Genomic DNA, 24,645 nt, shown 5'->3' with positions numbered 1-24,645 from the left:
TAGCACGATGACGTTTTCCAATGCCCGGCGGCTGCGTCCGGTTCGACGCCACGCGGTATTCCAGGCCTGCGCGATGGGGTTCGCGCTGGCGCTGGCGAGCGGTAGCGCGTTCTCGGCGGCGGCACTGAAGCAGCCTGTGCAGGACCCGGCCAAGACCGCTCCGGCGAGCCTGGCGGTGTCCAAGATCGATTTCAAACGTGGTGAGGATGGCGCTGGCCGTCTGATCCTGCAGTTCGACGGCCAGGGCGCCAGCCCGGATCTGCGCACGCAGGGCGACAACGTGCTGGTCGACATCAGCAACGCACGCCTGCCTGCCGAACTGCAGCGCCCGCTCAACGTCACCGACTTTGCAACGCCGGTGCAGCGCGTCGAGGTCAAGCCGTCGGGCTCGGGGTCGCAGCTGGTGCTGTCGACCAAGGGCGCGTTCGATTCGCTGGCCTACCAGACCGGCAACGAATACGTGGTCGAAATCACTCCGCGCAAGGGCCAGCCCGCGGTCGGTGGCGTCAGCGCCGCAGCCGTCACCCAGGCCGCCGCGCAGATCGCTGCGCGCGGTTACAGCGGCCGCCCGGTGACGTTCAACTTTCAGGACGTGCCGGTACGCACCGTGCTGCAGCTGATCGCCGAGGAATCCAACCTCAATATCGTCGCCTCCGATACCGTGCAGGGCAATGTCACGTTGCGCCTGATGAACGTGCCGTGGGACCAGGCGCTGGACATCGTGCTGCGCGCCAAGGGGCTGGACAAGCGCCGCGACGGCGGCGTGGTGTGGGTCGCCCCGCAGCCGGAGCTGGCCAAGTTCGAGCAGGACAAAGAAGACGCCCGCATCGCGATCGAAAACCGCGAGGATCTGATCACCGATTACGTGCAGATCAATTACCACAACGCGGCCGTGATCTTCAAAGCGCTGACGGAGGCCAAGGGGATTGGTGGCGGTGGTGGTGGTCAGGGCGGCGGTCAAGGTGGACAAGGTGGCCAGCAGGACAATGGATTTTTGTCGCCTCGCGGTCGCCTGGTTGCCGACGAGCGCACAAACACCCTGATGATCAGCGATATTCCGAAGAAGGTCGCGCAGATGCGCGAGCTGATTTCGCATATCGATCGGCCGGTGGATCAGGTGTTGATCGAAAGCCGCATTGTGATCGCGACCGATACGTTTGCACGTGACTTGGGTGCGCGGTTTGGTATCGCCGGGCGTCGTCAGTATGGCGACAATACCAGTGTTATCAGTGGTAGTACTTCTAATAATGTGTCAATTATTAATGATGGAATTCATAATGTTCCTGGGGGTCTAAACTTCAACCTTCCCGCGGGTGGAGTTTTCACTACAAACACGCCAGGTGCTATTGCATACACCTTGCTTGGACGCAACTTCGCTCTCGACATGGAGTTGTCGGCGATGCAGGAAGAGGGGCGAGGGGAAGTCGTTTCCAATCCGCGTATCGTTACGGCAAATCAGCGTGAAGGCGTTATCAAGCAGGGTCGGGAAATTGGTTATGTGACGATTACTGCTGCCAGTGGCGGTGGTCAGTCCCAGGCCAACGTGCAGTTCAAAGAAGTGCTGTTGGAGCTAAAGGTCACTCCGACCATCACCAATGACAATCGCGTGTTCTTGAATATGAATGTTAAGAAGGATGAGGTTGCTCGTTTCATCGTGCTCGATGGCTACGGTACCGTTCCAGAGATCAACCGTCGTGAAGTTAATACGGCCGTTCTGGTTGGTGATGGTGAGACAGTCGTCATCGGCGGCGTCTACGAGTTCAACGATCGTGAGAGCATTGCGAAGGTCCCTTTCCTTGGCGACATCCCGTTCCTCGGGAACCTTTTCAAGAAAAGGGGGCGCAGCAAGGAGAAGGCCGAGTTGCTCGTCTTCGTAACACCTAAGGTATTGCGTGTCGCAAGCGCTACTCCATAAGAGAAGCCGAATCGGAAAAAGGCCGCGAAAGCGGCTTTTTTCTTTATGCGGTGATTGAACGCATAGCAAGCGATACCAGGTCAGGATCGCTTTTGCTAGGGCTTGACGTTTTCTGAGGCCCGCGCGCGCACCGGTGACAGAAATGGAAGCGTTCCAGCATTCGATCCGTCCAACAAGATCTTCCAAGTAGCTAGTTGCATAGTGACGTAAGTCAAACCTGCGCCACTCACTGAACATCCGTGTGCTACTGAATGAACCAATTGCGCTCGAATCGGTCACACTGGGCCTATGAACGCACCGCCGCTGTTGCCCCCAGAAGCCGCTGCCGCGCCCGCCGAGGACCGGTTGCACCGTCAATTCACCCTGCTGCGCGAGTCGCTGGCGCAGCGCATCGTGGGCCAGTCCGCGCTGGTCGAACGGTTGCTGATCGCCCTGCTGGCCGATGGGCATCTGCTGGTCGAGGGCGCGCCCGGGTTGGCCAAGACTACCGCGATCCGCGCGCTGGCCTCGCGGCTGGAGGCGGATTTTGCGCGGGTGCAGTTCACCCCCGACTTGCTGCCCTCCGATCTGACCGGCACCGAGATCTGGCGACCGCAGGACAGCCGGTTCGAGTTCATGCCCGGGCCGATCTTCCATCCGATCCTGCTGGCCGACGAGATCAACCGTGCACCGGCCAAGGTGCAGTCGGCACTGCTGGAGGCGATGGGCGAGCGTCAGGTCACCGTCGGGCGGCACACCTATGCGCTGCCGCAGCTGTTCCTGGTGATGGCTACGCAGAACCCGATCGAGCAGGAAGGCACCTTCCCGTTGCCCGAGGCGCAGCTGGATCGCTTCCTGATGCACGTGCGTATCGGTTATCCACAGGCCGATGCCGAGGCGGAGATCCTGCGGCTGGCACGTGAGGCCGCGCGCGACACCCTGGAAAAGCACGAGACGGTACCCGACAAGATCCCGCTGGAAGATGTCTTCGCCGCGCGTCGGGTGGTGCTGGACGTGCATCTGGCGCCGCAGCTGGAGCGTTACCTGATCGAGATCGTGCTCGCATCGCGTGATGCGCAGCGCTACGACCCGGCACTGGCGCGGCGGATTGCCTGGGGCGCGAGCCCGCGTGGGTCGATCGCGCTGGAGCGCTGCGCACGGGCGCGTGCATGGCTGGCCGGGCGCGACTACGTGACCCCGGACGATATCCGCGCAATTGCGCCGGATGTGCTGCGTCATCGCGTGCTTCCCAGCTACGAAGCCACTGCCGAAGGCTGGGATGGCGAACGTCTGGTCGCCGCCTTGCTGGAAAAGATTCCGCTGCCCTGATCGGGTAGCGTGTCGCCGAGGTATGCCGTCCTCTGACCAGAATCCGATGTCTTCGATGCCGTCTTCTTCCCCTGTCACCGCTCCGGCGTCGATCGCCGGCGATGGGCTGCGGCCGACGCTGGCGGAGCTGATCGCGCTGCGCGGCACCGCGACCCATCGCGGGCAACCAGGGCGTGGCCGCCATGGGCTGGTCGGGCCGGTGCCGGCGGCAACGCGTGGGCGCGGGATGGAATACGCCGAGTCGCGCGAGTACGTGGCCGGCGACGATGCGCGGCATATCGACTGGCGGGTCACCGCGCGTACCGGGCGCGCGCACACCAAATTGTTCCAGGCCGAGCGCGAACGCTTGAGCCTGATTGTGGCCGATACCTCACCGGCGCTGTTCTTCGGTACGCGGGTGCGCTACAAATCGGTGCAGGCCGCCCGTGCCGGCGCGGTCGCGGCGTGGCTGGCGCAGCGGCAGGGCGACCGGATCGCCGCGCTGCGTGGCACTGCCAGCGAGGCGCCGATTGCACCACGCTCGGGTCAACGCGGCGTATTACCGGTGCTGGATGCGTTGGCGCGCTGGTACACGCAGCCGCCGTCCGGCGATGCAGGTCTGGAGGTGGCACTGGACCATGCCGCGCGGTTGCTGCGCCCGGGTGCGCGGCTGACCGTGCTGGCCGATGCGCGCAGCGCCAGCAGGATTTCTGCCACGCGCTGGTCGGGCCTGGCCTTGCATCACGAGGTGGTGGTGATCGTGCTGGTCGACCCGCTGGAGCTGGCGCCACCGGCCCGCGCACTCAGTTTCGATGTGCGCGGCGAGCGCATTGCGATCGACCTGTCCACGCAGGCCGGACGTGCGCGTTGGCAGGCCGAATTCGTGGCGCCGCTGGAACAATTGACCGCGGTCTTGCAGGCACGCGGTGTGCGCTTGCATCGCCTGTCCACCGACGATGCCAGCGATGCCTGGTTGGGCGGCAGTAGCGCCGTGCGGAGTCGATGACGATGTCGCCGCAATCGCTGCCGCTACGCGATGTCCATCTGCCGCCGTCGCCGCCATGGTGGCCGCTGGCGCCGGGCTGGTGGCTGGTGATCGCGGCAGTGGTCCTGGTGCTTGGCAGCGCATGGTGGTGGTGGCGTCGCCGTCGTCAGCAGCAGCGGCGCTGGCTGGCGGCATTCGATGCCGAGCTGCAGCGCGCAACGACTCCTGCGCAGCGTCTGGCCGCGTTGTCGGTGTTGCTGCGACGCGCAGCGCGCAGCGTCGATGCGCAGGCCGACCGGCTGCAGGGCGAGGCATGGCTGCAGTTTCTGGACGGGCGCAAAAGCAAGACGCAGGCCTTTTCGCAGGGACCGGGGCGCGCGCTGCTGGACGGCGGCTTTCAACGTGCGCCGGCGGTGACCGATCTGGATGCGGTGCAGGCGCTGGCGCGGCAGCGTTTTCTGAGTCTGATGCGAGGCCGGCGATGAACTGGCTGCAATGGTCGCAATGGCAGGATGCGCTGGCGCACTGCGCATGGCCGTGGGCATGGTGGTTGATGCCGCTGCCGTTGCTGATGTGGTTCTGGCCGCAGCGCCGTGCCGATACGGCGGCGCTGCGTGTGCCTTACGCCGATCAACTGCATGCGGTTGCGCAGGCAAACAGCGCACCGGTATTGCGGGTGCCGCGCTGGCTTGCCTGGCTGGGCTGGTTTTTCCTATGCGCAGCGCTCGCGCGCCCACAACAATTGGGCGATGTGATCCAGCCGCCGCGCGAGGCACGGCAGATGATGCTGGCGGTGGATCTGTCCGGCAGCATGAGCGAGCCGGACATGGTGCTCGGCGGCAATGTGGTGGATCGCCTGACCGCCGCCAAGGCGGTGTTGTCGGACTTTCTGGATCGTCGCGACGGCGATCGGGTCGGCTTGCTGGTGTTCGGTCAGCGCGCCTACGCGTTGACGCCGTTGACCGCCGACCTGACCTCCGTGCGCGACCAGTTGGCCGACAGCGTGGTGGGACTGGCCGGGCGCGAAACGGCGATCGGCGATGCGATCGCGTTGTCGGTCAAACGGCTGCGCGAGCAGAAGCAGGGCCAGCGCGTGGTGGTGTTGCTCACCGACGGCGTCAACACCGCAGGCGTGCTCAATCCGCTCAAGGCCGCCGAGCTTGCCAAGGCCGAAGGCGTGCGCGTGCATACGATCGCCTTCGGCGGCAACGGCGGCTATTCGTTGTTCGGCGTGCCGATTCCGGCCACGGGCAACGACGATATCGACGAAGACGGCTTGCGCAAGATCGCCGCGCAAACCGGTGGGCGCTTTTTCCGTGCCCGCGATACCGAAGAACTGGCCGGCATCTATGCCGAGCTGGATCGGCTGGAGCCGGTCAAGGCGCTCGGCCCCTCGGTGCAGCCGCGCGTGGAACGCTATTACTGGCCGTTGGGCGCTGCCATCGTGATTGCGCTGCTGGCCTATGTGTTGCCGCGGAGATGGCGATGAACGCGCTGACCGAACTGGCAGGCGGGCTGCAGTCGCTGCATCTGCTGCGCCCGGGGTTGCTGTGGGCGCTTCTGGCGATCGTGCCGGCGGCAGTGCTGTGGCAGTTGCGTCGACGCGATGCGGACGTGTGGCGGCAAAGCGTGGATGCGCATCTGTTGCCGACCTTGCTGGTGTCCGGCAGTCGGCGGGGATGGCTGGGATTCGTGCTGGCTGCGCTGACCTATGCGCTGGCGGTGCTGGCGATGACCGGGCCGAGCTGGCGGCAGACCGAGCGGCCGGTGTATCACTCCAGCATGCCGCTGGTGGTGGCGCTGGACCTGTCCTCCAGCATCACCGCCAACGACCTGCCGCCATCGCGTCTGCTGCAGGCGCGGGCCAAGTTGGCCACGTTGTTACGCAAGCGGGCCGGTGGCGAAGTCGCATTGCTGGTCTATGCGGGCGAGAGTTTCACCGTTGCGCCGTTGACCGAAGACACCGCCAACGTGGCGTTGTTTCTGGATGCGCTGTCGCCATCGGTGATGCCGGTGGACGGCAAGCGCGCCGATGCGGCGATCGACGCGGCCACGCAGTTGCTGCTGCAGGCGGGCTTCAAGCAAGGCGACATCCTGCTGGTCAGCGACAGCGCTGATCGTGCGGCCGGAAGTTCCGCACGGTTGGCGCGCTCACGTGGATTCAGCGTGTCCGCGCTCGGCGTGGGGAGCGCGCGCGGCGCGGCCTATCGCACCACGACCGGTGAGATTGCGCAGACAAAACTGGATGAAGGCAGCCTGCGCGATCTTGCCGGGCAGGGCGGTGGTCGCTATGCGCGCATCACCGCCGACGATGCGGACCTGCGTGCGCTTGGCGTGCTCGACCCGGCGCAACAGCCGCTGGCCGATGAAGCTGCCGAGTCCACCGGCGGCAAGACCTGGCTGGACGAGGGCTACTGGCTGCTGCTGCCGGTGATGCTGTTGGCACTGCTGGCGTTCCGGCGGCGTGCGGTTGTGACGGTACTTGCATTGGTGTGCGTGTTGCCGCTGGCCCAACCCGCGCATGCTGCCGACGGCACCTTGTGGCAACGCGCCGACCAGGTGCAGCAGCAACGCCTGGATGCCGGAGTGCAGGCGTATCGCAAGGGCGATTTCGCCGCGGCACAAAAAGCCTTCGAAAATGTGCCCACCGATGAGGGTCTGTACAACCTCGGCAACGCGCTGGCCAGGCAGGGCCAGTACGACGAAGCGATTGCGGCTTACGACCGGGCGCTCAAGCAACATCCGGATCAGCCCGACGCCATCGCCAATCGTGCGGCGGTGGAGGCGGCGCGCAAGCGTCAGCAGCAAAACAACAAGGACGGCAAGGGCAAGGACGGCAAGGGCCAGTCCGACTACCAGAAGCAATCCGGTCAGGACGGCTCCGGCCAGAATCAGTCCGGGCAGAACAAGCAGAACGCTCCAAAGCCCGGCCAGGACGGACAAGGCAAGCAGGATGCGCAAGGCAAACAGGACGGCAAGGATCAGCCGCCTGCGCAGGCGCCGCAGGACGCAGCCTCGCAGAACCAGCAGTCCAAAAACGGCCAGGGCGAGCAGAGCAAGCAGGACGCAGCGCCGCAATCGGCCGATGCCAAGGCGCAGCAGCAGGCCGATGCCGCGCAGCGGCAAAAGATGCAGCAGGCGATGGCGCAGGCTGGCGACAAGAGCGCCGATGCAAACGGCAAGCAGGCCGCTGCGGCATCGGCGAACGAAACGCCGGAGCAACGCGAGCAACGTCAGGCGGTGGATGCCTGGTTGCGGCGGGTGCCGGATGATCCGGGCAGCCTGCTGCGCACCAAATTCAGGCTGGAACACGAACGCAGGCAACGGGACGGACGATGATCGGCACACACCATTTGCGCCGCGCGGCGATCGGCATGTTGGCCAGCGTGATGCTGCTCACCTGTGCACCGGTGGGTGCCGTCACGCGCGCGTGGCTGGACCGCGACAGCGCCGATGCCGGCGACGTAGTGATGTTGAATATCGAAACCGATCAACGCGGTGTCGATCCGGATTACACGCCGTTGCGCAACGACTTCGCGCTGGGGGCCAAGAGCGCCAACCAGCAGATGCAGGTGACCAATGGGTCGGTGACGGTGCGCGCGCTGTTCGGCGTGGTGCTGACGCCGCGCAAGAGCGGCGAGCTGATCGTGCCGGCGATCCGCGTGGGTAACGAGCGCACCGAACCGTTGCGGTTGCAGGTGGGCGCGTCGGCAAGCGATGCCGGCAGTAGCGCGCCCGGCGCAGCAGCGGCGGCGCAAGGCAACGAGGATGCCTTTGTGCAGACGCAGGTGGACGATCCGCAGCCCTATGTGCAGCAAAGTGTGGGCGTAGTGGTGCGGCTGTATTTCGCCACGCAGCTGGCGTCCGGCGAGCTGGATCTGGAAGCGCCCGATGGTGCATCGCTGCAGCGCATCGGCGACGACGTCAGTTCGGTCAAGGTACTCAATAACCGCCAATACAACGTGGTCGAGCGGCGCTATCTGCTGGTGCCCGAGCGCAGCGGCCGGCTGGTGTTGCCGTCGGCGCGCTTCAATGGCCGCTCGGTCGGCGGCTTCTTCGACGACTATTTCGGTCGTGGCAATGGCGAGCTGAGCGCGCGTAGTGCCAGCATCCCACTGCAGGTGCGCGCACAACCAGCCAACGCGCCGCAGCCGTGGTTGCCGCTGCGCAGCCTGCAGTTGCGGTATACGACCACGCCGCAGCGCGCCACCGCCGGTGAAGCGGCCCAGATCGTGGTGGAGGCCAGCGCACGCGGCGCCACCCAGGCGCAGTTCCCGGAATTGCCGACCCCGAGCGTGCCCGACGCGCAGGTGTTCGCCGAGCCGCCGCAGTATGAAGAACGCTTCGTGGATGGCTCGCCGCAGCTGCGGCTGACCCGCCGTTATTCGATCGTGCCCAATCGCGCCGGTCCGCTGGTGGTGCCCGGCTTGCAGGTGGCATGGTGGGATGTGGGCGCGGCGGCAGCCAAGACCGCGGCGTTGCCGGACCTTACGCTGGATGTGGCGGCAGGCAGCGGTGCGTTTGCGACGCCCGCGCCCGCGCCAACGCCTGCAGCCAGTCCATCACCGGATAACGCTGCGCCAACCGCTGCGGCCGGCACGCTGAGTCTGCAGCAGGCTGCGGCCACGCAACGGCCATGGGGCTGGATCGCTGCGGCGAGCGGCTTTGCGCTGCTGTGGATTGCCACCCTGGTGTGGGCCTTGTTACGGCGTCGCGGCGGTTCGCACGGCGCGCCGGTGATCAACACCAGCGATGCAGCTGCGCCCGGCCGGCGTGTGACGCACGGTGTGGCCGAGCTGCGACGCGCGCTCGATACCGGCGGCATGGACGACGTGGCCGCAGTGTTGTGCGGCATGGCCGGCGTTGCCGATATCGACAGCGTGCTGGCAGCGTTGAGCGACCCGGCGCAGCGGGCAGCGGTGGCACAGATGCAGCGTGCCCGTTGGGGCGGCGATGGCGACGTGACCAGTGCACGTTCGGCCTTGCGCGAGGCCTTTGCCAAGGGCCCGCGTTGGCGACATGCCACGGCTGCGGAGCCGGAGGTCTTGGCGCCGCTGTATCCGCCGGCGCCTTGATCGGTTTCGCTGCGTCGGAAGTTGCTGACTGGGTCTAGATGATCACCATGTCCTGTCCGGCTTTGACGGATTGATCCCGGTTGCACCTGGTTGTTCACCTGTGCTGCTTAAAACAAGGCGTTGGGTCTGTGACCTGGCTGCGAGGTCCTTGCCCGCCCACCCTCGCGAGACACGCCGCAAGTACGTCCTTGTAGGCTCTTACGCGGCATCCATGCCGCGTAAGGTCCCGCGACGGTGGCCGGGCAAGGGCCAGTCGAGATGGTCGGTGTGGTTGGTTGCAAGCAGAGCACGAGTGCGCTGGGCGCATCACTCTGGGTCCCACCAGCTTCTTATCGCCTTCCCATTGCAAATAGCCGACAGGCTTTCAACACGCAACCTACAGGCTTCTCACCTGCCTAGCGCAAGTCGAGCGACATGCCTTCAAGAAAGCAATCGGCCAACTCTCTGGCGCGGTGTCCTTGCCGGTTGCGGGACCCTTGGCGGCATGGATGCCGCCAAGGAGCCTCCATGGACGGATTCACGGCGTGTCCCGCAAGCGGCGAGGGCACCGCGCACTCGACTCACCAGGCTTCTGATTCAAGCATCCGATCGCGCCTCGACGACACTACAGTTTGAAGTCTTGGTTGCTTTGTACGTTGTGTCTCGATGCGCTTGGATAGTGTGGAGAGATCAGTTACAGAGCGACGGGTCTGCGACTTCGCTGCAGGGCCCTTGCCCGCCCACCCTCGCGGGACACGCCGCAAGTACGTCCTTGTAGGCTCTTACGCGGCATCCATGCCGCGTAAGGTCCCGCGACGGTGAGCGGGCAAGGACCTGTCGGGATGGTCGGTGTGCATGGTCGCAAGCAAGAACTCATGGCCGGCTCCCATGGCGTCCAAAAAAAGCGATTGGGCATCGCGGCCCGCTATAGGCAGTTCCAAATATCGGCTCTGCCTGCCAACGGCGAGCGTGCCAGATGTGTTGAACGCTCCAGCGCCCGTATCGGCTGACGTGAGGAGGTCCACCTACCCTCGGGCGGGCGCACCGCGGCAGGCCGGGTAGGTGGCCGCGTCGATGGCGTTTGTTAAGCTCCGTGACTTGTGTCCAGATCAAGGCCCGACCAGATGACTGCATCCCCCGCCGCACGCCGCTCGGTCCTGCCCCTGCATTGGAAGATGGGCATTGGCTTCGCCGTCGGTCTGCTGCTGGGTCTGGCCGTCTACTACCTGGCCGGCAGCGATGCCGACTGGGTGCGCGTGGTCACCAAATACGTCACCACTCCGTTCTCGCAGATCTTCCTCAATCTGATCTTCATGCTGATCGTGCCGCTGCTGTTCTCGGCATTGGTGATGGGCATTTCCGAAATGGGCGACATCCGTGCGCTCGGGCGTGTGGGCTGGCGCACCCTGGGCTACACCGTCGTGCTGTCCGGCGTGGCGGTGTTGCTGGGGCTGGTGCTGGTGAATGTGCTCAAGCCTGGTGCCGGCGTGGACCCGCAGCTGGCCAACCAGCTGATCCAGCAGAACGCCGAGCGCACCCGCGAGATTATCTCCAGCTCCGGCACCCAGCCGCAGGGCATGGACATGCTGTTGTCGATCGTGCCCAGCAACGTGATCGCGGCAGCGTCCAGCAACGGCGCGATCCTGTCGCTGATGTTCTTTGCGGTGATGTTCGGCGTGGGCATGGTGCTGACCGCCGACGAAAAGGTGGCCACGCTCAAGCGCGGCATCGAGGGCATCTTCGAAATCTCGATGACCCTGATCGGCTTGGTGATCCGCCTGGCGCCGTATGCGGTGGCCTGTTTCATGTTCAATCTGGCCGCGCTGTTCGGCTTTGATCTGCTGATCCGCCTGGGCGCTTATGTGGGCGTGGTGGTGCTGGCGCTGGGCCTGCACATGGTGGTCAGCTACGGGCTGGCAGTGAAGTTCGCCGGGCGTTCGCCGATCGGCTTCTTCAGGCAGACCCAGGCGGCCACGATGATGGCGTTCTCCACCGCCTCCAGTAACGCGACCCTGCCGACCGCGCTGCGCGTGGCTGACGAGATGGGCCTGCCACCGCGGGTGTCGCGTTTCGTGCTGACCGTGGGCGCCACCGCCAACCAGAACGGCACCGCCTTGTTCGAAGGGGTGACGGTGATCTTCCTGGCGCAATTCTTCAACGTGGACCTGAGCATCGGCCAGCAGTTCATGGTGATGCTGGTCTGCATCCTGGGTGGCATCGGCACCGCCGGCGTGCCGTCCGGCTCGCTGCCGGTGGTGGCGCTGATCTGCGCGATGGTCGGGGTCAACCCGGTCGGCATCGGCATGATCCTGGGCGTCAATCATTTCCTGGATATGTGCCGGACAGCGCTGAACGTGACCGGCGATCTGGCGCTGACGACCTTGGTTGCCAAGGGCGAGGAATAGGGAGTGGGGAATCGGGAATGGGTAAGAGCGGGCTATAGCGATCGTTGCGTGTGAAGTGAGGTCCTGTTGCACCGCAGCGGTAGCTTTGGTGAGAGCGGCGTCAGCGACCAACCTGCAGCACTGCACCCGATTCCCAATTCCCGATTGTCCATTCCCGACTCCCCAATCCCAGCCCCCTAACGCGCTCTGTGGGAGAATGAGCGTCTCCGCTTCCAGCGGTGTTCCCCTCCGCTTCCATAGACGCCCATGACCCAGCCCACCCGCCGCCAGCTGGCCAACGCCATCCGTTTTCTCGCCGCCGATGCGGTCGAAGCCGCCAAATCCGGCCATCCCGGCATGCCGATGGGCATGGCCGATATCGCCGAAGTGCTGTGGAACGATTTCTTCCGGCACAACCCGAACAACCCGCAGTGGTTCAACCGCGACCGTTTCGTGCTGTCCAACGGCCACGGCTCGATGCTGCAGTACGCGCTGCTGCACCTGTCCGGCTATGACCTGCCGATCGAGCAGCTCAAGCAGTTCCGTCAGCTGCACAGCAAGACCGCCGGTCACCCCGAGCGCAGCGAAACCCCCGGCGTGGAGACCACCACCGGCCCGCTCGGGCAGGGCTTCGCCAATGCGGTCGGGTTCGCGCTGGCCGAGAAGTTGCTGGCGCAGCGCTACAACCGCCCGGAGCTGGAAATCGTCGACCACCGTACCTGGGTGTTCATGGGCGATGGCTGCATGATGGAAGGCATTTCCCATGAAGCCGCCTCGCTGGCCGGCACCTGGGGCCTGGGCAAGCTGGTCGCGTTCTGGGACAACAACCAGATTTCCATCGACGGCAACACCGCCGGCTGGTTCAGCGACAACACCCCGGAGCGCTTCGAGGCCTATGGCTGGCATGTGATCCGCGATGTGGACGGACATGACGCCGAGAAGATCAAGGCCGCCATCGAGACCGCGCTGGAGAACACCGACAAGCCCACGCTGATCTGCTGCCGCACCAAGATCGGCTTCGGCGCACCGAGCAAGGCCGGCAAGGAATCCTCGCACGGCGCACCGCTGGGCAAGGAAGAACTCGAGGGCGCCCGCAAGGCGCTGGAGTGGCCGTACGGCCCCTTCGAGATTCCCGAAGAGATCTACGCCGGCTGGCGCGCAGGTGGCACCGGCACCCTGCGTCAGGCCGAGTGGGAGCAGCTGTTCGACAAGTACGGCAAGCAGTACGCCACCGAAGCTGCCGAGCTGACCCGCCGCTCGCACGGCGAGCTGCCGGCCGACTTCATCGCCCAGGCCGATGCCTACATCGCCAAGGCGCAGCAGGACGGCCAGACCATCGCCTCGCGCAAGGCCTCGCAGCTGGCGATCGAAGCGTTCGCGCCGTTGTTGCCCGAATTGATCGGCGGTTCGGCCGATCTGGCGCATTCCAACCTGACCTTGTGGAAGGCCAGCAAGTCGGTGGCCACCGATGATCCGGATGCCAACTACGTCTATTACGGCGTGCGCGAGTTCGGCATGACCGCCATCGCCAATGGCCTGGCGCTGCATGGCGGCTTCATTCCGTTCGACGCCACCTTCCTGGTGTTCAGCGATTACGCGCGCAACGGCGTGCGCATGAGCGCGTTGAATCCGGCCCATGCCATCCACGTGTACACGCACGACTCGATCGGCCTGGGCGAGGACGGCCCGACCCATCAGCCGGTGGAACACCTGGCCTCGCTGCGCTACATCCCTAACAACGATGTGTGGCGCCCGGGCGATGCAGTGGAATCGGCGGTGAGCTGGAAGGCCGCCATCACCCGCAAGGACGGCCCGAGCTGCCTGGTGTTCAGTCGCCAGAACCTGCAGCACCAGCCGCGCAGTGATGAGCAGCTCAAGCTGATCGAGCGCGGCGGTTATGTGCTGGCCGATGCTGAAGGCGGCACGCCCGACGTGATCCTGATCGCCACCGGTTCGGAAGTCGGGCTGGCGGTGGAAGCCAAGCAGACCCTGGACGCGGCCGGGCTGAAGACGCGCGTGGTGTCGATGCCGTCGACCGATGTGTTCGATCGCCAGGATGCGGCCTATCGCGAGTCGGTGCTGCCCAATGCGGTGCGCAAGCGCGTGGCGGTGGAAGCGGGCGTGACCGGTTTCTGGCGCAAGTACGTGGGCCTGGATGGCGATGCGGTCGGTATCGACACCTTCGGCGCCTCGGCACCGGCCGATCAGCTGTACGCGTACTTCAAGATCACCGCCGAGCATGTGGTCGCGGCAGCCAAGGCGCTGTAACGCCTTGCGTGGTGCCTGAAAGAAAAAGCCGGCGAAAGCCGGCTTTTTTGTTGGATCTCGTGATCAATGCGCGATGTGCGGTACTTCATCATTCAACGAGCGCGTTGCGTGTTTCAGCGTGCGTCGTTGGCCATCGCCGCTGCGCGGATTCTGGTCAGCACTTTCAGCTGTGCGTCCATCATCGGCGGGTTGGGGTCGTGCCCGGTGCGTGGCAGCAGCAGGAATTCCTTGCTCGGTGCAGAAAGACCATCGAAATAGGCTTTGCTGATCTGGGCTGGGGTGACCAGATCCTGTTCGCCCTGAATCAGATAGACAGGCATGGCGAACTGCGGCCCGAGTGTGCGCAGGTCGATCTGCGGGCCCATGCCGTCGCCTGCCAGCCCGACGAACTGCAGGAAGGAATAGTCTTCTCCGGCCTCATAGGCTGCACGGTAGTCGGGCGTGTCGTACTCCGCTGCGAAGGTGAACCAGTCTTCCGGTGCCGGGTCGGTACTCAAGGCTTCGTACTTGCGCGTCAGGCGCCTCAAAACGCCGAAGTTGCGCGGGTTGGTCCATGGCGGCGGGCCGATCTTCTCTAGCTTGCCGATCGCGTCTGCATCGCTGGCTACGCTGGCCAGGCTCAGCGTCTTGGTGTAACTGGCCGCCATATCGTCCTGGTAATTGACCAGTTGCGCTGTACCGACATACGCATGGAACAGACTGGGATTTGCCTTGGCGATATTGACCGACAGTGCCGAGCCCCACGATCCACCCATCAGGATGAGCTTGGATTTGCCCAGCCGTTGCGTGGCATAGCGCGCGACCGCGCTACCGTCCTGGTCAGCCGCTGCATGGTCAGCGTCTCGCCGTCGGCAGGTTTGCTTGCCGCGTAGGTCTTGCCAGAGCCGCGCTGATCCCACTGCACGATGGTGAAGTCGCGCGTCCAGCTGCCGAACAGGCGATGCGCGAACGGCGTGTTGGGGTTGCCCGGCCCGCCATGGACGATCAGCACCACCGGATTGCGGCAGTCCTGACCTTCGATCGTGACCCATTGCTGGATGCCTCCGATCTGCACAAGACCTGCCTCGTGCACGGCGTTGCCGGGTACCCGGCAAGCCTCGTTCAGCGACGTTTTATCTGGCCCTGCAGCAGCGCTCACTGCCGGCGTGCACAACAGCAGTAGAGCGATAGCTATCCAGCATTTCTTCATGTGATCCCCGTTGTAGTGCGTTCCGTCGCTACGTCAGCCAACTGTTCAGTAGCTCCCGTTCCGAGTGTCGCGTCTATGCGAGTTCGGCTGCAATGGCTGAGGTCAAACCGGGAGTTGCGTAGTGCTCCTCCTGCCCAGGTAGCGCTCGCTTGTGTCAAGTAAATGCTAAAAATATGTCAATCCGGCTATTTAAAATGTGAATCATTCCCATTAAAATGGCGCGCTGCCGCTGGTAAGGCACACCGTTTCCTCCCCCTTGTTGCCGGCGCGGCGTCTTCGCAGCGCGTGGTCTGATCCGTCTGCGTTGGAGTTCCCGATGATCCGTAGTACCGAGTTGCGTCTTGTTTCCGTGGGCGCGCGTCGCCGTGCCCTGCCGCGCGCGCTGTTCGCCGCGCTGTGCGCGATGGCCGCTGGCCAGGCATTGGCCGAGACGCCTGCCGCCGCCGGCGATGCCGAGGTCACCACCCTGGACCGGCTCATCGTGCAGGGCGAGCAGGCCAAGGGCTATACGGTGGAGAAGACCACCGCCGGCACGCGCATGGACCTGTCGCTGCGGGAGATCCCGCAGTCGGTCACCGTGATCACCCGCGACCGCATGGACGACCAGAACCTGCAGAGCATCACCGACGTGCTCAACAACGTCACCGGCATCTCGGTGGCGCAGAGCGACAGCGAGCGGCTGGAGTTCTACGCGCGTGGTTTCTACATCGACAACTACCAGTTCGACGGCATCCCGGCCTACATGGAGCAGGCCTGGAGCTACGGCGATTCGGCGCTGGACGTGGCGCTGTACGACCGCGTCGAAGTGGTGCGTGGCGCCACCGGCCTGCTGACCGGCTCGGGCAACCCGTCGGCCTCGATCAACCTGGTGCGCAAGCATGCGCTCAGCCGCGACTTCACCGGCACCGTGTCGGTGGGCGGTGGCGATTTCAACAAGACCCGCAGCGTGGCCGATGTCACCGTGCCGCTCAGCCCCGAAGGCACCGTGCGTGCGCGCGTGATCGGCGTGTACCAGGACGGCGAGTCGGACATGGACCGCTACGGCCTGCGCAAGAAGATCGGCTCGGCGATCATCGATGCCGATCTCACCGACAGCACCTTGCTGAGCGTGGGCTACGAGTACCAGAAGAAGGAATCGAACGATGTCACCTGGGGCGGCTTCCCGCTGTTCTACAGCGATGGCACCCGCACCAACTATGATCGGTCGTTCAACCCGGCGGCCGACTGGACGTTCTGGGACACGCGCCTGCAGCGCACCTTCGCCAGCCTGCAGCAGAGCTTCAACAACGGCTGGACCCTCAAGGCCAATCTGAGCCACGAGAAGACCGAAGCGGCCAATCACCTGTTCTATCCGTTCTATACGATCTTCGGGTTCGACCGCGCCACCGGTGGCGGCGTGGTGCCGTATTCGGGCAACTACCTGACCGAGCGCAAGGCCGATGGTGCCGACGTCTATGCGGAAGGTCCGTTCCAGCTGTTCGGCCGCGAGCATCAGCTGGTTGCCGGCGCCAGCTACAACCGCCGCGAGTACGTCAATAACGGCACCTTCGATTTCCCGGCGCCGCTGGACAGCTACCTCGGCTGGACCGGTGCCTATCCGGAACCCAACTGGAGCCCGCGCACGGTGCAGAGCACCGGCACCATCAAGCAGAAGGCGGCCTACGTGGCTGCACGCTTCTCGCTGGCCGATTCGCTGAAGTTGCTGGTGGGCGCGCGCTACACCGACTGGCAGATCGATGGCGGCAACTTCGATGCCACGCAGGGACTGGCGCCGTTCTCCGACAGCCAGACCGAAGTCACCCCGTACGCCGGTCTGGTCTACGACATCAACGATGTGTGGTCGACGTACGTCAGCTACACCGAAATCTTTAACCCGCAGACCCTGCGCGATGCCAATGGCGGCTACCTGGATCCGTTGACCGGCAAGGGCTACGAAGCCGGCGTCAAGGCAGCGTGGTTCGACGACAGGCTCAACGCCTCGCTTGCGGTGTTCCGCATCGAGCAGGACAACCTGGGCGTGGCCACCGGCGGCTTCGTTCCCGGTAGCAGCGAGTCGGCGTATGAAGCCGCCAACGGCGTGGTCAGCGAAGGCTTCGATTTCGAGGTGTCCGGGCGGGTGACCGAGAGCTGGAACACCACCTTCGGCGCCTCGCACTACACCGCCCGCGATGACAGCGGCACCTCGATCAATACGCATCTGCCGCGCACCACCCTCAAGCTGTTCAACAGCTACACCCCGCAAGGTGCGTGGAGCGATCTGACCGTGGGTGGTGGCGTCAACTGGCAGAACCGCTCGTACTATGTGGACCCGGTCTACGGTGCCTTTCAGCAGAGCGCTTACGCACTGGTCAGCGCGTTTGCGCGCTACCGGCTGTCGCCGCAGTTCTCGGTGCAGCTCAATATCGACAACCTGCTCGACAAGCGCTACTACTCTCAGTTCAACGGTGGCTATGGCGCATGGGGCGCCTCGCGCAACGGCATGCTGACCTTCAACTACACGTTCTGATCGAAGACCGGGCTGGGCGCGATGTCAGCGCCTGGCCTGGTGTTGCATGTTGCAACGATGCAGGCACCTTGCAGAAGGTGCCTGTTTTTGTGTCTGGCGCCAGCGGAGTGATCGTGGATCTGCGGCGCATGCCGCACTGCCTGCTGATATCGGTTTGCTTCGGTGGTATCGAAGTGGCACGCAAGCGACTGATGCCTCCCGCCAATGTCGGCGCGCTACAGAAACACTTCCTGCCTGCGCACACGCGCACGCGAAGACGTGCCGGCAATCGCATCGACGGTGGCCCGGGGCTACAGCGGTTCCAGATACGGTGCCATCACCTCCGTAACCCAGTCCATGAACGCACCTACGCGTTGCGGCAGATGGCGACGCTGCGCGTAGAGCAAGGTGACCGGCATCGGTTCCGGCGCGATGGCGGCCAGCAGCTCGATCAAGGCGCCGCTGTCCAGGTGCGGGCGCAACGGGCTGGCCGGCGCCTGGATGATTCCCAGGCCCGCCAATGCCGCAGCAAGATAGGCATCGCCGTTGTTGACCGTCACCGGGCCGCGCATCGGCAGTAGCTGGTAGGCCGGTCCATCGCGGTACTCGAAGCCGGACGATCGCTGGCCCAGCGTCGGCACGTAATGCACCAGATCGTGGTGAGCCAGATCGTCCAGGCGCTGCGGCATGCCCCGTCGTGCGAGGTAGTCGGCACTGGCGCAGTTGATGATGCGAAACACGCCGAGCGGTCGTGCGACCAGATTGGTGTCTTCGAGCGTGCCCACGCGCAACACGCAATCGAAGCCTTCGCGCACCACATCGACGCGGCGGTCGGTGCCGCTGATTTCCACCTCCAGCTGCGGGTGCTGCGCCAGGAACGTGGGCAGCGCGGGAATCACGAAATTGCGCGCGATGCCGGAGGACATGTCCACCCGCAAGCGCCCGCGCAGCTGGCTGCGTTCGCGCTGAAACATGCTCTGCAACTCGTCCATGTCGTCGAGCAGATCGCGGCTGCGTTGGTAGAACGCGGTGCCGTCGCCGGTGAGTTGCACGCGGCGCGTCGTGCGATGCAAAAGCTGCGTCCCAAGCGAGGCTTCGAGCCGCTGCACCGCGGTGGAGACGCTGGCTTTGGGCAGGCCCAGCGTTTCGGCGGCGCGGGTGAAACTGCCGAGCTCGGCGACGCGCAGGAAGGCGCGCAGCGACTCCAGGGTATCCATCGATTGGTCGACGTTCTTGAACGGTGCAATCAGGTTGGACCGATTTATGTGGCGCGGCAAGCGCAATAGTCTTGGACGGCCAGGCAATGTCACCCCCGCCAGCGGTTACAAACCAGCGCTGTGATCGCCCCAAATCGCATCCCAACACGCAACGGAGTCCATCCATGTCGACCACCACACCGATCACCCTGATCACCGGCGGCAGCCGCGGCCTGGGCCGCAATGCCGCGCTTGCGCTCGCTGCAGACGGCAGCGATATCGTGCTGACGTACCGCAGCCAGGCAGATGAGGCCGCTGCGGTGGTCGCCGAGATCCAAACGCTTGGCCGCCGTGCGCAGGCACTGCCGCTGGATGTTGCCGACGCCGAGTCATTCGCGGCATTCGCTGAGCAGTTGAAGCAGGTGCTGGCCGGTTGGGATCGCACGCAGTTCGATGCGCTGGTCAACAACGCGGGTACCGGGCTGCACGCGGCCATCGCCGACACCACGCCGGCGCAGTTCGACGCCCTGGTCAACATCCATCTCAAGGGGCCGTATTTCCTGACCCAGGCGTTGCTGCCGTTGATCGCCGACGGCGGACGCATCCTCAATGTATCCAGCGGCCTGGCACGCTTCGCGCTGCCCGGTGCCTCGGCTTACGCGATGATGAAAGGCGGGGTGGAGGTGTTCACGCGTTATCTGGCCAAGGAACTGGGCGCGCGTGGCATTCGTGCCAATACGCTGGCGCCGGGTGCGATCGAGACAGACTTCAACGGCGGCAGCGTGCGCGATAACGCACAGGTCAATGCGATGGTGTCGTTGGTCACGGCGCTGGGGCGCCCAGGGCTGCCGGACGATATCGGGCCGGTGGTCGCTGCGTTACTCGCGCCGGGAACCGGTTGGATCAATGCGCAACGCATCGAGGTATCGGGCGGCATGTTGATCTGAATGCACAGGCCTGCGCATCACGCGCAGGCCTGTGTCTGCATCACCGCCTGGTGCATCACTGCAGGGTCTGGTCGCCATGCAATACGGGATAGGGATTCAAGACCTCTCCCTTCCACCATTGTTTTTCCGGCCCCAGGCGGTGGATCTCGAAGTGCAGATGCGGTGCGGCAGGATCGGCATTGCCGGTGCTGCCGACGTAGCCGATGACCTGGCCACGCTTGATTGCCTGCTTTTCTGCCAGGCCGTCGGCATACCGTTCCAGGTGCGCGTAGTAGTAGCAATACGTGCCGTTTGGATCGAACTGGTAGACGGTCAGGCCGCCACGCTCGCTGTTGAACAGTTTCTCGACCGTGCCGTCTGCAACTGCAATGACCGGTGTGCCGGTCGGAGCAAGAATGTCGATGGCATCGTGCACGCGGCCTTCGCTGCGTGCGTCGGTAAAGGTGTCCTGCAGCTGGCCGCTGCTGATGCCTTGCACCGGAATCAGCAGGCCGCTGCCTGAATTCGCAGCTTCAGGAGAGCCTGCAGACGCAGGCGCGGCTGGCGTATTTGCGGCGGGCATCACCTCGGTGGATGGCGACGATGCGGCAACGGCTGGAGCGGCAACCGCTGGAGCCGCAGAAGACGTTGCCATTGCCGCCTCTGCCGCGTCGGGCTGCGCTGTCACCGCGGGTGCAGCTGCGGACGTCGGTGCCACCGCCGCCTGTGGTGCCTCGCGTTCCAGCCACCAATAGCCGGCTGCACCGAGCAAGACACCGACCACCAGCATCATCAGCAGTTTCATGCTTACTCCTGCATCACCACCGGCATGGACGGGCCCACCACGCTGGCCAGATTGACCACGTCCCAGTTGGTCAGGCGCACACAACCATGCGATTCGGTCTTGCCGACATGGCCGGGTTCCGGCGTGCCGTGCAGGCCGTAATGCGGCTTGGACAGATCGATCCACACGCGTCCGACCGGGTTGTTCGGGCCGGAGGGCAGGGTGGCCTTTTGATCACCCTTCTTCGCGTCCCAGAACAGCTTGGGGTTGTACTTGAACACCGGGTCGCGCGCCACGCCCAGCACCTTCCAGCGGCCGATCGGCAGCGGATCGTGCTTGCTGCCGGAGGACACCGGGAACTGCGCATACACCTTGCCGTCGGCATCGAACAGGCGCAGCGTCGACTCGGACTTGTCGACCACCAGCTTGGCCGGCTTGGCCAATGGCGGGACGCCGTCGATGTTGGGCACCTGGATCACGCCACCGGCCTTGTTCAAATCCACGCCGGGATTGAGCTGGCGCAGCAGTTCCGGAGCGGCATGGAAACGCTCGCCCAGCGCCTCGTCCACCGAGGTGTAGCCCAGCGACGTCAGCTTGGCCTGTTCGGCCGGCCCTTTCGGAATCGGCAGGAACGGCCCGGCCACATCGGCATCGGTGAGCGTGTATTGCACCAGCGCCGGCGTGGTGTCGGCCTGCAAGGCCTGCCAGGTGGCGTCATCCAGCTCACCGGTGACCTTGATCTTGTGCGCTGCCTGAAATCCGGACACCGCACGCTTCTGGTTGGAACCACGCTCGCCGTCGATCTGTCCCGGCGAGAAATGCGCGCGATCCAGCAGCACCTGCGCATGCAGGTCCGAACGCGGGCCGGTCGGCACGACCGTTGCAGCGGGAGCTGCTGCAGGTGTAGGCGCAGGTGCCGCGGCAGGCTGCGGCGCTTGCGCCAGTGCGGACAGGGAGGTGCCCAGAGCAAGGGCGAGCAAGCAGGCGCGAGCGTAGATGCGTGGTGGCATGAGCAGGTCCGGAAGAGGCATGCGCGCACCTTGCCCGAGCCGCCTGCGTGGTCTGCGTGAAATGGCTGCACCGGGACTGACTGGGGACGCAGTCGCGATGCGGGTCAGGAGTGGATACCTGCTATCTCGCCTCCGCACAGCTGCCGATTCGATGCCGCCACCCGTTGTTGATGCTTCCATCCGGTTGGCGGTGGGCGTGGTGCGCCACACCGCAATCGATCGCCTGCATGTCAGTCAGGCGATCGATACGGAGTGGTGCAGACCCGGTCCCTGCAGCTGCAGACATTGCGCCGCAGCTGTCTGCAGGTCTGCCGTCAGTAGGTGTAGCCCAAGGTCAGCATGTATACCCGTCCGGTCTGTACATAGGCGCCGTCGGCGCCGGGGTCGTAGGCCATGTAGCGCCTGGACTTGCCCTGGGTTTCGTAGAACGTGGCGGCATTGAGCAGGTTCTTGGCCGACACACCGACATCGACGTGGTGCGGCAGATGATAGGTGGCGGTGAAGTCCAGCGATTTGACCGGTTGCAGATAATAGTTGAGCCGGTCGCTGGTCAGCCCCAGCAATTGCAGGCCGGTGTAGTTGTAGCTCAGGTCGGCGCGCAGATGCGTATCGTCGTAGAACAGATCCAGGTTGTAGATGCGCTCGGGTGCGCGTGGCAGCCAGGTCTTTTCCGGTTGGTCGCTGCGTCTGCTGTCTGCTTCGCTGTGCTGCAGCGTGAGGTTGGCGGTGACGCCGACGTTGCTCCACAGGCCCGGCAACTCCTGCAGGCGCTTGCTCGCTGCCAGCTCCAGTCCATAGAGCTTGGCGGTGCCACCGTTCTGCGGCATGGTCACCGGCACGCCGTTTTCGAAGGTGGTGCCGGTCGGTACCAGCCCGCCCAGTGTGTTGTCGTTGCTGGTCGCCGATTGCGAGGTGTAGACGAAGCCGGTGATGCGCTTGTAATAGGTCGATGCGCTGAGCACGCCGCCGCTGTGATCGTAGAACTCGGCGGAGAGATCGGCGTTGTCGGCCTTGCTCGGCTGCAGATCGGGATTGGGCCTGGAGATGCCGACCACTTTCTGGGTATCGTCGATGGTGTACACCGTCTCGCCGGAGATCAGGCCGAACGCCGGCCGGCTGAAACTGCGCCGCAACGAAGCCCGATACACGGTGAGATCATCCGGCCGATAGTTGATGCTGATGCCCGGCAGCACTTGCCCATAGGTGCTTCCGGTGCCGACGAAGCTGCCGGTGCTGCCATCGCCGCTGGATTGCCAGGATTCGGCCGCATAGCGGGTCAACTCGTAGCGCACGCCGGGCAGTACGCTCACTGAGCCGACATGCAGCGCGGCCATTGCATAACCGGAATAGATCGCCTCGGTGCTGGAGGTGGTGTTGGCGTTGTAGTCGTTGGCGGTATAGACGCCTGCGCCATTGGGATCGTCGACGTACTTGTAGGGCAGCGCCTGCGCGAGCATCCAGTTGCGGTCCAGCAGTTTGAACGGTCCGGCGTAACGCCCATCGAAGGCGTTATAGGTGACGCGGCCCGGGATCGCGCTCAGTGGCGGCCCGCCTGCGGTGGGGAAGGCGTAATTGGGACCGCCAAAATACGGCCCGTTGGTGACGAAGTTGCCGTCCTTGTGGAAGAACGGGTGATCGTAGGCGCCGCGGTCGGAGTGGTCGGCAGACAGCCCGAGCTTGATGCTGTCCAGCACATCGCCGTCGACCTGGTAGGTGATATCGGTGTGTGCGTTGACGCGGTTGTCGTGACTGCCGGCGTCGTGCCCCTGCACCTTCCACAGCAACGACGAATCCAGGTTGTAGAAGAAGTCCTGCAAGCCCGGCGTGCTTGGCGCGATGCTGGGATAGCGGGGGTTGCTGAGGTCGAAGGCGAAACTGCCGGGCGTAAAGCCATACAAGCTTGCCGACACGTAGTCCGGGCGGCTGCGAGTGCCGCGACCGACCGAGCTGCCGTAGTCGAAGCGCAGGCGGCCCAGCGTGGTCTGGCCTCCCAATTGCAGCGTTGCCAGTTTTTCGTCGATATCGTGCGTGTTGAAGTAGCCGCCACGCACGGCGGTGGGCTGGTTGCGATAGGTTTCCAGGCGCGCGCTGGACTGGTCCTGCTGCCCGGTGACGCCGTAGCTGCCGTAGATGGCACGCGCGTACAGCGCGCTGTTGTCGCCTTGCCAATCCAGCGAGAGGTTGCCGCCGTAGCGTTCGATCTGGCTGGTGTAGAGGCTGTACTTGTAGCGGGTGCTGATCAACGGCCCGACATCGCGCAGGTCGGTTGCAGTGGCGAGGGCGGGATCGGCCGGCACGTATTTGCTGTTGGGCGCCGGCGCCTGCGCCATGTTGTTGTTCCTGCCGTAATACGCCGATGCGTAGAGGCCGAAGGCATGGCCATCGCCAAACTTCCAGGCCAGCTCCTGCTGGAAAGTGCCGCCGCTGTCCTTGCCGCCCAGCTTCGAGGCCAGGGCATTGAACTGGCCCTGCGCGGTGCTCTTGGCGTAGACATCCTGGCCGAAGTCAAAGGCATTGGGCGTGCGCATGTCGATCGCGCCGCCGATCGAATCGCCGGGCATATCGGGTGTGGGCGATTTGGACACCTGCACCGACTGGATGCCGAACGGCGCCAGCATGTTCAACGGGATGGCGCGCGTGGATGAATCGGTTTCCGGCATGCCGAAGCCGTTGAGCGTGTAGGCGTTATAGCTGGCGTCCATGCCGCGAATGCTGACGTAGGCGTTCTCGCCGGTGGTGGCCTGGCCCAGGTGCATGTCGCTGTATGCGGACAGGCCCGGCATGTGCGACACGACATCGGCGATGCCGCCCGAGGGGATTGCATCGATCTGCTGCTTGCTCATCACGCTGTTGACGCTGCTGGACAGGCGCTGTTCGTTGAGTGATCCCGGTGCGGCGGTGTGCTTGGCCTGCACGTTGACCGAATCCAGCGTGGTGGTGCCGAGCTCCGGCGTCTCGGCAAACGCCGGCGCGCACAGTGCCAGTGCGATGGCGCAGGTCAGGCGATGGGTGGTGCGTGGGGACTGCATGCAATGGCTCGCGTGGTTGGAGAAGGTGGAGTGCCCGGCCCCGTATCGCGGGTGCGGGTGTGCATCGCCGACGCCTTCCGTTGCGACAGGTCTGTGTGTGGTGCGGAGATTGCGACGACGGCAGTGACCCCGA

The 24,645-nt window shown here is 64.7% G+C and carries 16 protein-coding genes and 1 pseudogene; 11 read left to right on the top strand and 6 right to left on the bottom strand.

Features of this window, described 5'->3' with window-relative positions; genetic code table 11:
- The first annotated feature begins 7 nt into the window (after positions 1-7).
- The 9 genes from ABQY74_RS15810 (at position 8) to tkt (ending at position 13,893) form a co-directional block, all read left to right on the top strand.
- Positions 8-1,915, top strand: coding sequence for a type IV pilus secretin PilQ family protein (locus ABQY74_RS15810; RefSeq protein WP_349792195.1), 1,908 nt, complete (start codon positions 8-10; stop codon positions 1,913-1,915).
- Positions 1,916-2,203: 288 nt separating this feature from the next.
- Complete coding sequence (locus ABQY74_RS15805; protein WP_039525693.1) at positions 2,204-3,223, top strand: MoxR family ATPase; 1,020 nt, start codon at positions 2,204-2,206, stop codon at positions 3,221-3,223.
- 22 nt (positions 3,224-3,245) lie between these two features.
- The gene (locus ABQY74_RS15800; RefSeq protein WP_349792193.1) at positions 3,246-4,208 is read left to right on the top strand and encodes a DUF58 domain-containing protein; all 963 of its coding nucleotides are present in this window, start codon (positions 3,246-3,248) and stop codon (positions 4,206-4,208) included.
- Positions 4,209-4,210: 2 nt separating this feature from the next.
- A complete protein-coding gene (locus ABQY74_RS15795) occupies positions 4,211-4,672 on the top strand; it encodes a DUF4381 domain-containing protein (protein ID WP_047129725.1) in 462 nt (153 codons plus the stop codon).
- The gene (locus tag ABQY74_RS15790; RefSeq protein WP_016903579.1) at positions 4,669-5,676 is read left to right on the top strand and encodes a VWA domain-containing protein; all 1,008 of its coding nucleotides are present in this window, start codon (positions 4,669-4,671) and stop codon (positions 5,674-5,676) included. Before ABQY74_RS15795 ends, ABQY74_RS15790 begins: the two co-directional genes overlap by 4 nt.
- Entirely contained in the window at positions 5,673-7,526 is a 1,854-nt protein-coding gene (locus ABQY74_RS15785) for a tetratricopeptide repeat protein (RefSeq protein ID WP_349792190.1), read from the top strand. Before ABQY74_RS15790 ends, ABQY74_RS15785 begins: the two co-directional genes overlap by 4 nt.
- The gene (locus ABQY74_RS15780) at positions 7,523-9,262 is read left to right on the top strand and encodes a BatD family protein (protein WP_349792188.1); all 1,740 of its coding nucleotides are present in this window, start codon (positions 7,523-7,525) and stop codon (positions 9,260-9,262) included. Before ABQY74_RS15785 ends, ABQY74_RS15780 begins: the two co-directional genes overlap by 4 nt.
- 1,103 nt (positions 9,263-10,365) lie before the next feature.
- The gene (locus tag ABQY74_RS15775; RefSeq protein ID WP_349792186.1) at positions 10,366-11,646 is read left to right on the top strand and encodes a dicarboxylate/amino acid:cation symporter; all 1,281 of its coding nucleotides are present in this window, start codon (positions 10,366-10,368) and stop codon (positions 11,644-11,646) included.
- A 246-nt stretch (positions 11,647-11,892) separates the two neighbouring features.
- Positions 11,893-13,893, top strand: a complete 2,001-nt coding sequence (tkt, locus tag ABQY74_RS15770; protein WP_349792184.1) for a transketolase — start codon at positions 11,893-11,895, stop codon at positions 13,891-13,893.
- Positions 13,894-14,147: 254 nt separating this feature from the next.
- Here tkt and ABQY74_RS15765 read toward each other — a convergent pair.
- Positions 14,148-14,651: pseudogene (locus ABQY74_RS15765) on the bottom strand (alpha/beta hydrolase); the annotation flags it as partial.
- A complete protein-coding gene (locus ABQY74_RS15760) occupies positions 14,648-15,082 on the bottom strand; it encodes an alpha/beta fold hydrolase (protein ID WP_372470109.1) in 435 nt (144 codons plus the stop codon). The pseudogene ABQY74_RS15765 and the gene ABQY74_RS15760, both read right to left, overlap by 4 nt.
- 316 nt (positions 15,083-15,398) lie before the next feature.
- Here ABQY74_RS15760 and fhuE point away from each other — a divergent pair, with 316 nt between their 5' ends.
- Positions 15,399-17,588 carry a ferric-rhodotorulic acid/ferric-coprogen receptor FhuE gene (gene fhuE / locus ABQY74_RS15755; RefSeq protein WP_349792182.1) on the top strand — a complete coding sequence of 730 codons (2,190 nt, stop codon included), beginning with the start codon at positions 15,399-15,401 and terminating at the stop codon, positions 17,586-17,588.
- Between the two features lie 290 nt (positions 17,589-17,878).
- Here the strand turns inward: fhuE and ABQY74_RS15750 are convergent, their stop codons facing one another.
- On the bottom strand, positions 17,879-18,850 hold the full coding sequence (locus ABQY74_RS15750) for a LysR family transcriptional regulator (RefSeq protein WP_180969176.1): 972 nt from the start codon (positions 18,848-18,850) through the stop codon (positions 17,879-17,881).
- 98 nt (positions 18,851-18,948) lie between these two features.
- Between ABQY74_RS15750 and ABQY74_RS15745 the strand changes: the two genes are divergently transcribed.
- Entirely contained in the window at positions 18,949-19,710 is a 762-nt protein-coding gene (locus tag ABQY74_RS15745; RefSeq protein WP_166764781.1) for an SDR family NAD(P)-dependent oxidoreductase, read from the top strand.
- A gap of 55 nt (positions 19,711-19,765) precedes the next feature.
- On the opposite strand, the gene ABQY74_RS15740 is transcribed toward ABQY74_RS15745, so the two are convergent.
- The 3 genes from ABQY74_RS15740 to ABQY74_RS15730 form a co-directional block, all read right to left on the bottom strand.
- The gene (locus tag ABQY74_RS15740; RefSeq protein WP_166764780.1) at positions 19,766-20,494 is read right to left on the bottom strand and encodes a M23 family metallopeptidase; all 729 of its coding nucleotides are present in this window, start codon (positions 20,492-20,494) and stop codon (positions 19,766-19,768) included.
- A gap of 2 nt (positions 20,495-20,496) precedes the next feature.
- The gene (locus ABQY74_RS15735) at positions 20,497-21,426 is read right to left on the bottom strand and encodes a L,D-transpeptidase (protein WP_205622423.1); all 930 of its coding nucleotides are present in this window, start codon (positions 21,424-21,426) and stop codon (positions 20,497-20,499) included.
- A gap of 371 nt (positions 21,427-21,797) precedes the next feature.
- Entirely contained in the window at positions 21,798-24,512 is a 2,715-nt protein-coding gene (locus tag ABQY74_RS15730) for a TonB-dependent receptor (protein ID WP_349792179.1), read from the bottom strand.
- Positions 24,513-24,645: the final 133 nt, after the last annotated feature.

Origin of the sequence: Xanthomonas sp. WHRI 7064, assembly GCF_040202355.2 — a bacterium.
Taxonomy (GTDB): domain Bacteria; phylum Pseudomonadota; class Gammaproteobacteria; order Xanthomonadales; family Xanthomonadaceae; genus Xanthomonas; species Xanthomonas arboricola.
Note: the sequence above shows the minus strand (reverse complement) of the source record. Positions and strands in the feature narration are given on the sequence as shown.

Coding starts and splice junctions, on each gene's coding strand:
- ABQY74_RS15740 (WP_166764780.1), bottom strand. CDS start 20,494: ATGAAACTGCTGATGATGCTGGTGGTCGGTGTCTTGCTCGGTGCAGCC.
- ABQY74_RS15760 (WP_372470109.1), bottom strand. CDS start 15,082: ATGAAGAAATGCTGGATAGCTATCGCTCTACTGCTGTTGTGCACGCCG.
- ABQY74_RS15745 (WP_166764781.1), top strand. CDS start 18,949: ATGTCGACCACCACACCGATCACCCTGATCACCGGCGGCAGCCGCGGC.
- tkt (WP_349792184.1), top strand. CDS start 11,893: ATGACCCAGCCCACCCGCCGCCAGCTGGCCAACGCCATCCGTTTTCTC.
- ABQY74_RS15730 (WP_349792179.1), bottom strand. CDS start 24,512: ATGCAGTCCCCACGCACCACCCATCGCCTGACCTGCGCCATCGCACTG.
- ABQY74_RS15800 (WP_349792193.1), top strand. CDS start 3,246: ATGCCGTCCTCTGACCAGAATCCGATGTCTTCGATGCCGTCTTCTTCC.
- fhuE (WP_349792182.1), top strand. CDS start 15,399: ATGATCCGTAGTACCGAGTTGCGTCTTGTTTCCGTGGGCGCGCGTCGC.
- ABQY74_RS15810 (WP_349792195.1), top strand. CDS start 8: ATGACGTTTTCCAATGCCCGGCGGCTGCGTCCGGTTCGACGCCACGCG.
- ABQY74_RS15805 (WP_039525693.1), top strand. CDS start 2,204: ATGAACGCACCGCCGCTGTTGCCCCCAGAAGCCGCTGCCGCGCCCGCC.
- ABQY74_RS15775 (WP_349792186.1), top strand. CDS start 10,366: ATGACTGCATCCCCCGCCGCACGCCGCTCGGTCCTGCCCCTGCATTGG.
- ABQY74_RS15785 (WP_349792190.1), top strand. CDS start 5,673: ATGAACGCGCTGACCGAACTGGCAGGCGGGCTGCAGTCGCTGCATCTG.
- ABQY74_RS15780 (WP_349792188.1), top strand. CDS start 7,523: ATGATCGGCACACACCATTTGCGCCGCGCGGCGATCGGCATGTTGGCC.
- ABQY74_RS15795 (WP_047129725.1), top strand. CDS start 4,211: ATGTCGCCGCAATCGCTGCCGCTACGCGATGTCCATCTGCCGCCGTCG.
- ABQY74_RS15790 (WP_016903579.1), top strand. CDS start 4,669: ATGAACTGGCTGCAATGGTCGCAATGGCAGGATGCGCTGGCGCACTGC.